Annotated in this window: 9 protein-coding genes; 1 reads left to right on the top strand and 8 read right to left on the bottom strand. The window is 41.0% G+C overall.

The features are described from left to right. Positions 1-325: 325 nt before the first annotated feature. From CYP77_RS06675 to mltG, 8 genes are all read right to left on the bottom strand, one after another. On the bottom strand, positions 326-748 hold the full coding sequence (locus CYP77_RS06675; RefSeq protein ID WP_103567214.1) for a heat-shock protein: 423 nt from the start codon (positions 746-748) through the stop codon (positions 326-328). A gap of 39 nt (positions 749-787) precedes the next feature. Next, positions 788-1,339: a 2-oxoacid:acceptor oxidoreductase family protein gene (locus CYP77_RS06670; RefSeq protein WP_103567213.1), complete on the bottom strand. Its 552-nt coding sequence runs from the start codon at positions 1,337-1,339 to the stop codon at positions 788-790. Beyond that, positions 1,336-2,181, bottom strand: a complete 846-nt coding sequence (locus CYP77_RS06665; protein ID WP_103567212.1) for a 2-oxoglutarate ferredoxin oxidoreductase subunit beta — start codon at positions 2,179-2,181, stop codon at positions 1,336-1,338. Before CYP77_RS06665 ends, CYP77_RS06670 begins: the two co-directional genes overlap by 4 nt. Next, positions 2,171-3,301 (bottom strand): 2-oxoglutarate synthase subunit alpha, encoded by a 1,131-nt coding sequence (locus tag CYP77_RS06660; RefSeq protein ID WP_103567211.1) that lies wholly within the window; start codon positions 3,299-3,301, stop codon positions 2,171-2,173. The genes CYP77_RS06665 and CYP77_RS06660 overlap by 11 nt, the downstream gene beginning before the upstream one ends. Continuing rightward, on the bottom strand, positions 3,298-3,609 hold the full coding sequence (locus CYP77_RS06655; protein ID WP_009293870.1) for a 4Fe-4S dicluster domain-containing protein: 312 nt from the start codon (positions 3,607-3,609) through the stop codon (positions 3,298-3,300). The genes CYP77_RS06660 and CYP77_RS06655 overlap by 4 nt, the downstream gene beginning before the upstream one ends. 8 nt (positions 3,610-3,617) lie before the next feature. Then, on the bottom strand, positions 3,618-4,511 hold the full coding sequence (locus tag CYP77_RS06650) for a lactate/malate family dehydrogenase (protein ID WP_103558485.1): 894 nt from the start codon (positions 4,509-4,511) through the stop codon (positions 3,618-3,620). Between the two features lie 3 nt (positions 4,512-4,514). Beyond that, positions 4,515-6,689 (bottom strand): NADP-dependent isocitrate dehydrogenase, encoded by a 2,175-nt coding sequence (locus CYP77_RS06645; RefSeq protein ID WP_103567210.1) that lies wholly within the window; start codon positions 6,687-6,689, stop codon positions 4,515-4,517. 63 nt (positions 6,690-6,752) lie between these two features. Next, complete coding sequence (gene mltG / locus CYP77_RS06640; protein ID WP_103567209.1) at positions 6,753-7,697, bottom strand: endolytic transglycosylase MltG; 945 nt, start codon at positions 7,695-7,697, stop codon at positions 6,753-6,755. A 73-nt stretch (positions 7,698-7,770) separates the two neighbouring features. Between mltG and CYP77_RS06635 the strand changes: the two genes are divergently transcribed. Next, positions 7,771-10,242: an AsmA-like C-terminal domain-containing protein gene (locus CYP77_RS06635; RefSeq protein WP_103567215.1), complete on the top strand. Its 2,472-nt coding sequence runs from the start codon at positions 7,771-7,773 to the stop codon at positions 10,240-10,242. Positions 10,243-10,332 lie beyond the last annotated feature (90 nt).

Genomic DNA, 10,332 nt, shown 5'->3' with positions numbered 1-10,332 from the left:
ATTATAACCAAAACAATAATAATGTAAATAAAAAATCTATATAAGAATTTTTGTCATTTCTGGGTTGTTTTTAAATTTAAAAACGACTTGAAATTTTTATACATTTACGAAAAAATCGCTGCTAGCTTCTAGTAAGATAAAACTTTAAATTTTTATGAAATTTACCAACGAGATGTTTTATCGTTACAAAGTAAATTTTAAAACGATAATGTTATTAAAATTTGCATATTTTTGATAAGTAAAATAGAAATTTGGTATAAATTCTTAAGGAATTCCCACGCCAAAAGACGTGGGATAAATTTATGCTATCTTTTTGCGGTAAATTTTATAAAATTACGTAGTATATCCCACCGTAGTGTCTGACTGAGAAAATAAAGCTTAAATTTATATCAAATATCTCAATGTCATCAAGTGACGGATACCAGATATCGCTAAAAAATTTAGAAAGGTCATCAAAATGCAAAATATCAATGCTCTCAAATTTATTAAAATTTATGCAAATTTCATTTGGCGTGGCGATGTTAAGCTTGTTAAAAACAGCCTTGAGATCAAAATTTTCTTCGTCCGCATTAAAGCCATCAAGCCTGCTAAATTTATCTATCTTAAAAAACTCATCTACATCATCTAGACTAAATTTATGAAGTAAATTCTCTCTTATCTTTAAGCACTCACCAGCCGGCAAGCTTCTAATGATAGGTATATCAAAGCCATGTTCTTTGCGGAAATTTTCTAGTTTTATCTGATCCATATTGTGAGGTTTTGGCTAAATCAAATTTAGCCAAAAAATTTATTTTAAAAGCTCTTTTGCGTATTTTAGACCTAGCTCGTAAGCTTTAGCATTTGCCTCTTTGACTTTAGCTGGCACGCTTGCTAGCATCTCTTCACGCACTAAATTTTCATCCATGCACCCACTCATCGCCACAGCCACACCAAGAGCCACGACGCTTTGGGTGATGACGTTTCCGACCTCGTCTTTTGCGATAGAGATGATAGGAATTTCATAAATTTTCCAGCGCTTTTTGTCTTCATCGCTTACTTTTACCAAATTTGGCTCAACAACGATCGCGCCGCCCTCTTTCACGCCACTTTTAAAGGCATCGTAGCTTATCTGCGCAGTTGCTAGCATGAAATCTATCTCGCCCTCGTTTGCATAAGGATATAAAATTTCTTTCTCATCAAGTATGATATCGACCTTCGTTGGACCGCCGCGCACCTGAGATGTATAGGTAGATGCCTTGACGCCGTATCCGCCTGCTTTTATCTTGGCAGCTGAGAGGATCTCGCCTGCTAGTATGACGCCCTGTCCGCCAACGCCGACAAATCTTAGCTGTGACTTCATGCTAGCTCCTTAAAATCGATCGCTTCACCGCTCATAGCAGCCCTTCTTACCATGTCGTAAGCTTTGGTGTATTCAATCTTTTCTTCATCTTTATGAAGCACACCAAGTGGGAAAATGCCTTTTTTCTCCTCATCGCTTAGCATGTCAAATTTGACCTTGCTCGTCGTGCGGCCCTTTATCCACTCTAAATTTTTCACCGCTTCGCCCATTTTGTTCTTGCGTCCTAAATTTATATGGCAGTTTGAAAATACATCAAAAAAGCTGTATCCATCGTGGCTAAAGCCCTCTACAAAGAGCTTTGTAAGCTTCTCTGGCTCGATGACGCTTCCGCGCGCGACAAAGCTAGCACCTGCGGCGGTTGCGAGCTTACAGGCGTCAAAGCTAGGATCGATGTTGCCATACTGCGCTGTGACCGTCCACATGCCCTTTGGCGTCGTTGGGCTAGTTTGCGAGTTTGTTAGCGCGTAGATGAAGTTGTTGATTAAGATGTGATTTAGCCCGATATTTCGGCGGCATCCGTGTATCGTGTGGTTGCCTCCGATCGCCAGTCCGTCGCCGTCGCCAGTTACTACGATGACATGTTTGTCTGGATTTGCCATCTTTACGCCAGTGGCGTAGGCTATGGCTCTGCCGTGCGTCGTGTGGATGGTGTTGCAGTCTAGATATCCGCTAAAGCGGCCAGAGCAGCCTATGCCTGAGACCACGCAAACGTCGTTCATATCCCAGCCCATCGTGTCTATCGCACGGATGAGAGCCTTTAGTATGACGCCGTCGCCACAGCCCCAGCACCAAAGAGTAGGCATTTTGTCTGTTCGTAAGTATTTATCATAATCAAAAGCCATAAATTTCTCCTATCTTCGCCTCGATCTCGCTTGGACTTATCGGTCTGCCGTTTGCTTTTAGCAGTTTTGCAAAGTCATCTCTTAAGATGATCTTTGAAATTTCGCCACTATATTGACCTAAATTTAGCTCGCAGACTAAAATTTTCTTAAATTTATCTGATATCTCTTTTAGCTTTTTAGCTGGAGCTGGGAAAAGTGTGAGTGGCTTAAACAGCCCTACTTTTAGCCCTTTTTCACGTAAATTTAATATCGCTTGCTTAGCTGAAAGCGCCACGCTGCCAAAAGCGATGATACAAATTTCAGCGTCTTCAAGCATAAACTCTTCAAATTCTTCGCACTCATCAGTGTGTAAATTTATCTTGTTAAACAGCCTATTCATTGAGTATTCAACGATCTTGCCATCTTCTGTTGGAAAGCCAGTTGCGCCGTGATGAAGCCCAGTTATGTGGTAGTGATAGCCTTTAAAGAAAGGATTTAGCGTAGCTGGCGCGTCTGGTGCAGCCTCGTATGGTTTATACTCTTTTGGCTCGCCGCTAAATTCTCTTCTTTTATAAATTTCTAGCTCGCTAATTTCTGGCAAACTAACCCTTGCTTGCATGTGGCCTATCGTCTCATCAAGTAGCAGCATAACTGGCGTCATAAACCTAGCTGCGAGATTAAAGGCACGCACCGTTTGCGTATAGCACTCCTCTAGGCTACTAGGCGCTAGCACTATCATATTTACATCGCCATGAGTTGGGTTTTTAGCCTGCAAGATATCGCCTTGTGCGACGCGGGTAGGCAGGCCAGTTGAAGGGCCACCGCGCATGACATTTACGATGACAAGCGGTATCTCAGCGATAAAGCCAAGCCCTATTTGCTCAGCCTTTAGTGAAATTCCTGGACCAGAGCTAGCAGTCATCGCTTTAGCGCCACTCGCACTTGCGCCAAGAGCTACTGAAATTCCAGCTATCTCATCTTCCATTTGTATAAATGTGCCGCCATGTTTTGGCAAAAGCACGCTTAGCTCGTGGGCGATCTCGCTGCTTGGAGTGATAGGATATCCGCCAAAGAAGTTACAGCCACACTCGACCGCAGCCCTTGCTACTAGGGCATTTCCAGTTGATACTACCTCTCTCATGCGCTCTCTCCAAGCTTGGCAAATTTATTTGCCTTTACAGCCGCAGCTCGCTCTTTGCTCTCAGGCGTTAGCTTTGCAAATTTAAAGCCTTTATCAGCCACATAGATGGCAAAATCAGGACAGTGAAGCTCGCAGTCACGGCATCCTATGCATGAGTCAGCATAGACCACTTCTATCATCTTGCCAAGCACCGCCTTTGGCTCAAGCCTCATACCTAGCACGCCTGCTGGGCAGTAGCTCACGCAGACATCACAGGCCTTACACCTGCTCTCATCGACCCAAACTGGGACATTTTCTTTTACGATCATATATCTTCCTACTCTAAGTTTTCTTTTAAAAATTTGATATTTTTTCTAATTTCAGCTTCACTTTTGTTTAGTTGCTCTTGCTCGTCTTCGTCTAAATTTAGCTCTAAAATTTCTTTTAAGCCATCACGTCCGAGCCTTACTAGCCTGCCACAGCTTAGCTCATCATCGATTAGCACGCTAGCGCTTATTATCTCATCACTCTTACCAACGATCATCTCGCACATCTTCACAGCTGCAGCCGCTGGTGCGTAGTAAGCCGAAGTGCCAAGCAGTTTAACGATCTTTGCGCCGCCAGTGCTTGTCTCTTTTTTAAGGATTGCTAGCTCATTTTCATTTAAATTTTCACTGATATTGCTGGCTGATACGATCATCTCGTCATTGTGAGCGCCGACGATCTTTGCTCTTAGCTTACTGGCGTCCTTATCTTTTAAAAGCGCTAGCTCATATCTGCACCTTGCGCTATCTAGCTCACCAGCCATGCCGATCACTTTGTTTTTGCTAAAACCGCTAAATTTATGTGCCGTCCAGACCATCACGTCGAGCGGATTTGTGACTACGATTATCACTGCATTTGGTGCAAATTTAGCGATATTTTGCGCAGTTTGTTTTACGACAACGGCGTTTTTAAGTAGCAGATCTTCTCTGGTTTGACCCTCTTTTCTTGGGCTTCCAGCAGTGACTATGACGATGTCACTGCCTTCAATTAGCACAAAATCATCGCCACCACAAACGCTAGTTTTTGCGTTAAAGACGCAGCTTGACTGCGCTAGATCGATCGCTTTTGCGCGCGCCACGTCTCCAAAGATATCTACAAGCGCTATCTCATCGCAAAGCTCTCTCATACAAAGCGCATAAGCTATGCTAGCACCGACGTTTCCAGCTCCAACTACACTTATTTTCATCTCTTATCCTATTATTTGATTTAAAATTTCACTTGGTCTCATGACCTCATTAGCTCTTGCTTCATCTAGCAGGTAGTATCCGCCAAATTCCACGCTTGCACCATCTTTTTCTCTGATCTGCTTTAAAATTTCACTCTCATTTTTTTCTAGCTCTTGGGCTAAATTTTCAAAAATTTTGCTTAAAACCCCGCCACTTTTTGCCATCTCTCTCGCCCAAAAAAGTGCCAGATAAAAGTGCGACTCTCTGGTATCAAGAGTGGCATTTGGCGTTTTGTTTTCGTCCAAATAGCTAGCAACAGCTCTATTTAGCGCATCACTTAGCTCTTTTGCCTCTTTTTTTTGCCTAAAAAATGCTAGATGTTCAAGCGATGCACTAAGTGCCAAAAACTCACCCAAGCTATCCCAAAGCAGGTGATTTTTCTCCTTTAGCTCTTTTACAAGTGTTGGAGCCGTTCCACCAGCACCAGTCTCAAACATCGCTCCACCAGCAAGTAGTGGCACAACTGAGAGCATTTTTGAGCTGCCACCTAGCTCAAATATCGGGAAAAGATCGGTTAGATAGTCTCTTAAAACGTTGCCAGTGACGCCTATGACGTCTTTGCCAGCTCTTATTGCTTCAAGTGATTTTTTAGTTGCTTGCTCGTAGTTTAAAATTTCAAATTTCACGCCAGCACTAGTAAATTTATCTCTAAATTTTTCAAATTTAGCTATCAAATTTCTATCATGAGCGCGGCTACTATCTAGCCAAAATATAAGCTCATCTTTTGAAATTTCGCCTCTTTTTAAAGCAAGCTCAAACCACGCATTTATCGCATCTTCTTTAGCCTGCGTCATCCGAAAAATGTCGCCACTTTTAACGCTAAATTTAAAGATGTTCTCGCCAGCTTCGTTGCAAACAACAAATTCTCCGTCCTCTTTTGCGATGAAAGTCTTATCGTGGCTGCCGTACTCCTCGGCCTTTTTAGCCATAAGCCCCACATTTGCCACGCTGCCAATGTTGCTCACATCAAGCGCGCCATGCTCCTTAAAGTCCGCCACGCAGGCCTCATAAACCCTAGCGTAGGTCCTATCTGGGATCATGCAAAGTGAGAAATTTAGCTCGCCGTCCTTATCTTTTACCTTGCCAGAGTTTCTAATGAGCGCAGGCACTGAGGCGTCGATGATGACGTCATTTGGCACGTCAAAGTTGCTGGCACTTTCATTTAGTGCCCAAATTTTTGCCTTTTTGCTCAAAATTTCATCAAATTTAGCCAAAATTTCATCTTTATTTTTAAGCTGAGAAATTTTAGAAAACATATCTTTTAAGCCATTTTTTGCCTCAACGCCGTGAGTTTTAAACTCTTCACCAAATAGCTCAAAAACCTCTTTAAAATAGCTCTTTATCGCGTGAGCAAAGATGACTGGGTCGCTAACCTTCATCATCGTGCATTTTAGATGCAAACTCAAGGTCAAATTCTCTTTTTTTGCCTCGTCAAAACAGCTTTCATAAAATTTATTCAGTTCATCTGCGCTTAAAAAGGTAGCATCTACGATCTCGCCGCTTTGAACATTAAGCTCTTTTAAAAGCTCTTTTTTGCCATCTAAACTTATGAAATTTATATAAAATTTCTCATCTTTGCTAGCGATGATTGAGCGCTCATTTTCATAAAAATCGCCCTTTTTCATGTAGCAAATTTTAGTTTTATTTGCCTTGTCCCAGTTGCCGTTGCTATGAGGATGTTTTTTGGCAAATTCTTTAACCGGCGGCAAAACTCTTCTATCTGAGTTTCCTTGTCTTAGCACTGGATTTACCGCGCTTCCTAGTACTTTTTGGTATTTTTTAGCGACCTCTTCGTCGTAGTCTGTGATGATCTCATCTGGATAAAATGGCACGTTTATGCCCTTGCTTCTAAGCTCATCAATAGCCGCTTTTAGCTGAACGAGCGTGGTTGAGATGTTTGGCAGTTTTATGATATTTGCCTCTTTGTGCGCGGTTAGCTCGCCCAAAAGCTCTAGCTCGTCAGCCTTGTTTAGCCCAAGCTCTTTGCTAAAAAGAGATAAAATTCGCCCTGCTAGGCTTATGTCGGCCCTAGTTATGCTAATGCCAGCGCGTGATAAAAAGCTCTTAACGATAGGAAAGAGAGAGTAGCTTGCAAATAGCGGTGCTTCGTCGGTTTTAGTCCAGATAATGTCACTCATATTAGCCCTTTTGATTTTTTGAAATTTATCACGTTTTTTATTAAAGCTAGTTGTATTTTAGCCCTATTTTACGATATTTTGATTGTGCTCGCTTAAGGTTTTTGAAAAAATGTGTTTTTTTGCCTTTTTATCAAGCACAAAGTATAGATAATCGCTCTTTGCAGGGTTTATCGCCGCTTTGATCGCACTTATAGAGACGCAGCAGACTGGACTTGGCGGTATGCCGTCGTTTAGATAGGTGTTAAACTCGCTCATATCGCTTCTTATGCGCTCAGCCGTGATCACATCGTGCGAGTAGATGCCATAATTTAGCGTGCCATCCATCTGCAGCCTCATGCCTTTATCTAGGCGGTTGTAGATGACTGAGGCGACAAGTGGCATCTCAGCGTCGTTTGCGGCCTCTTTTTGGATGATTGAAGCGATGGTTAGAATTTTAAACCACTTTTTTTCGTTGTATTCGCCAAAAATTTTCCTACTGATCTCGCTTTGCGCCTTTTTAGATGAATTTACAAGGTAATAAGCTAGATGCCTCTCACTGATGCCAACTGGGATCTTATAAGTATTTGGCATTAAAAAGCCATCAGCGACTGGCGCAAGGGCGTTATATTCGCTATTTAGTTTAGCTGCGTCAAGTCCTAGCTGGGCTGCTATCTGGTTTAAAAAAACGATCGTAGTTTCGCCGGGGATGAGCGTGATCTCAGTCATTGCTGCCTTTGCTTTGGCTAATTTTTTTAAAAAATCAACCCTTGAAATTTTATCTTTGCCTATCTCGATCCAGCCAGACTGAGGCGAGCCGATGAAGCGCATGGCGTACTTGTCGATCGCGCTTAAGTTAAAGTTGCGATTAGCTAAATAAGATATAATCTCGCCCACGCTTCCCTTTGGCACAAAGACGACTTTGCTCGTGTTTATGGGGCGTGCCAAATAGACAAATACGCTTAGGACGACGATGAGTACGATATCAAAAAAAATATCTAGGTATGGTTTTTTTATAAAATTTTTTATCATCTTGATTCTTTCGCTTCTTTTGCTTTTAAAATACGGCATAAAAATTAACGATTTCGAGTTTTACGGCGTAAAATTGGAGCAATTATATATAAAGTTAGATAAAAAAATAATTGTAAGAGCAAAGCAGATCAAGCTACCTAATTTTAAACAAAACGCAGAGCAAAAAGCTAGCGACAAGCAACTTTTAAACCTTAGTCAGGGCGTGGATTATCTTGAGACCTTTTTTCAAGAAATTTCACTTGAGAGCGTGCAAATAGGCGATGATTTTAAGATCAAAATTTTATTTTTAGATGATATATTTTTCGTTGATAGCCCTTATCTAAACATCGATATCAAATTTCAAAATAAGCAGAAAGATGGCATAGATCGCTTCATAGTAAAAAATTTAAGCCTTAAAGATTTTAACGTCAGCATTAGCGGCGAGGGCAGTGCAAATTTTGACAAGGATGACTATAAATTTGATGGAAATTTCACCTCGCACGAGTTAAATGGCAAGCTTAGCTTTGCCTTAAAAGATACACTTTTAACCTACAAAGCCTATGACGTAAATGCTGGCAGTATCAAGGACTTCATCGCTGAGCTTGATAGTCGCATACACCTAAACAGCGAGGTTAAAAACTGGATATATGGCTACATCGTGGCTGATGACTATCACCTAAATGAGATAAACGGCAAGGCTGACCTTAAAGAAAATGATCTTTTCTTAAACGAGCTAAACGCGACTGCAAATGCCAAAAATTTACTTGTTAAATTTGATAAAGGCTTGCCAGCTGTAAATGTCGCTGAGGCAAACATCACGCTTAATAACTCAAAGCTTAAATTTGACCTTACAGCTCCCGTTTATAAAGGCAAAAAGCTTGATGGCTCAAATGTTGCTATAAACAACATCTTTGATGAAAAAAGTGCAAATTTAGAGCTTTTTATAAAGACAAATTCTATTTACGATGAGGCGATAAATGAGATACTAAGAGCTTATAAGATCAACGTGCCAGTTAGGCAGCTAAGCGGCAAAATGGACGCTAGCCTAAAAATTTTGATAAAGCTTGATGAAAAGAGCTTAGAAAATTTTGATGAAAAAAGCGTCATCGCAAATGGCGACTTTAAGATAAGTGACGCGGTTTTAGATATCGCTGGGAGTAAATTTAACGCTAAAAGTGCCCTTGTAAAGCTTGTAAATACTTCTGCACTAAACATCGATGCAAGCGGCTTTGGGCTTGATTTTTTCAGAGCAAATGCAAAAGCAGATATAAATTTACAAAAAAATACTGGCGAGATAAAAGGCGTCATAGAGAGCTTTGATCTAAAAGAGAAAAATGATGAAATTTTAGCCTTTAAAAATGAGCCATTTACTGCACTTCTTGACTTTAGTAAGCAAAATGAAACAACGCTTAGCATTGAGCCATTTGGGCTAAATTTAAGCTTTGGCGATGAGAGCGTGATAGCTACTAAAAATAGCGAATTTATCATGCAAAACTCCCCAGTTTTAAAGCAAAACGGCGTGCTTGGTTTTGATGATGTGAGTATAAAGAGCAAGGACTTTGTTGATCTTGAAATTTTGGCAAAAGGGCTTAAATTTAACCTGCCATTTTTAGATAAAAATGGCTCAAAATATGAGAGCGACGACGTTAATATCTTGGTGAAAAACGGCATAGTAAAGGTAAATAGTGCTAGTAAGAAGCTGGCTCTTGAGATAAAAGAAAAAGGCGTTGGTGTAAATACGCAGGATTTAAATTTAGTCGTTCTTGACGACAATGAGAGCGGCAACCAAACGCAAAGCACGCCCATAGAGCTATCTGCAAAAAATGGTGACATCATTTTGCAAGACCTTAACAAAACCTTGCCATTTACCAGCTTTAGCGCCGAAAAAAAGGGCAAAAGCACCTCACTAAATGGACTAGCAAAGCAAGGCAGAGTTGGATATTTTAGCGATGAGAAAAGCATAAATTTAGACGCAACTGATATAAGTGGCGAGTTTATCAACGATCTTTTTAGTATCAAGAGCTTTGAGGGCGGTAAATTTCGCCTAAAAATGCTTGGAGAGAGCTCAAAAAATTTCAAGGCTGAGGTGAGATTTTTTGGCACATATCTAAAAGACTACATCTTTTATCAAAAACTTCTTAGCTTCCTAAACTCGGTGCCGTCGCTACTTAGCTTTAAAACGCCTGACTTTAACGACAAAGGCTACACTGTTAAAAATGGCAAAATTTTACTAACTAGAAAAGGCGACGTGATCGAGTTTTTAGCGATTGAGATGATAGGCACGAGCGCAGATATCGGCGGACGCGGCACGATCGATCTAAAGAGCAAAAAGATAAATATCGACCTTGAGCTAAAGATACTAAAAGACGCAAGCGGCATCATCGATAAGATACCACTTATCAACCAAATCATCCTTGGCAAGGACCGCTCGCTCTCAACCGTCATCGCCATACGTGGCACGACTGAAAAGCCCGAGTATTCGACGCAGATCTTGCAAGATGCCCTACTCTCGCCACTAAAGATCATAAGAAACGTCCTGCAAGCTCCGTTTTTGATATTTGAGTAAAAAGCGTTAAGCATAAAATAATTATTGTTTAGTATAATTGCGGTGAAGTTCACGGCGGAGCTTATTATCCGCCACTCATTCTAAATATCT

The sequence above is a fragment of the Campylobacter concisus genome, assembly GCF_002913865.1.
Lineage (GTDB): Bacteria > Campylobacterota > Campylobacteria > Campylobacterales > Campylobacteraceae > Campylobacter_A > Campylobacter_A concisus_AM.
This window is presented reverse-complemented; position numbering and strand designations above follow the sequence as displayed.

Coding starts and splice junctions, on each gene's coding strand:
- CYP77_RS06660 (WP_103567211.1), bottom strand. CDS start 3,301: ATGAGAGAGGTAGTATCAACTGGAAATGCCCTAGTAGCAAGGGCTGCG.
- CYP77_RS06665 (WP_103567212.1), bottom strand. CDS start 2,181: ATGGCTTTTGATTATGATAAATACTTACGAACAGACAAAATGCCTACT.
- CYP77_RS06675 (WP_103567214.1), bottom strand. CDS start 748: ATGGATCAGATAAAACTAGAAAATTTCCGCAAAGAACATGGCTTTGAT.
- CYP77_RS06645 (WP_103567210.1), bottom strand. CDS start 6,689: ATGAGTGACATTATCTGGACTAAAACCGACGAAGCACCGCTATTTGCA.
- CYP77_RS06655 (WP_009293870.1), bottom strand. CDS start 3,609: ATGATCGTAAAAGAAAATGTCCCAGTTTGGGTCGATGAGAGCAGGTGT.
- CYP77_RS06670 (WP_103567213.1), bottom strand. CDS start 1,339: ATGAAGTCACAGCTAAGATTTGTCGGCGTTGGCGGACAGGGCGTCATA.
- CYP77_RS06650 (WP_103558485.1), bottom strand. CDS start 4,511: ATGAAAATAAGTGTAGTTGGAGCTGGAAACGTCGGTGCTAGCATAGCT.
- mltG (WP_103567209.1), bottom strand. CDS start 7,697: ATGATAAAAAATTTTATAAAAAAACCATACCTAGATATTTTTTTTGAT.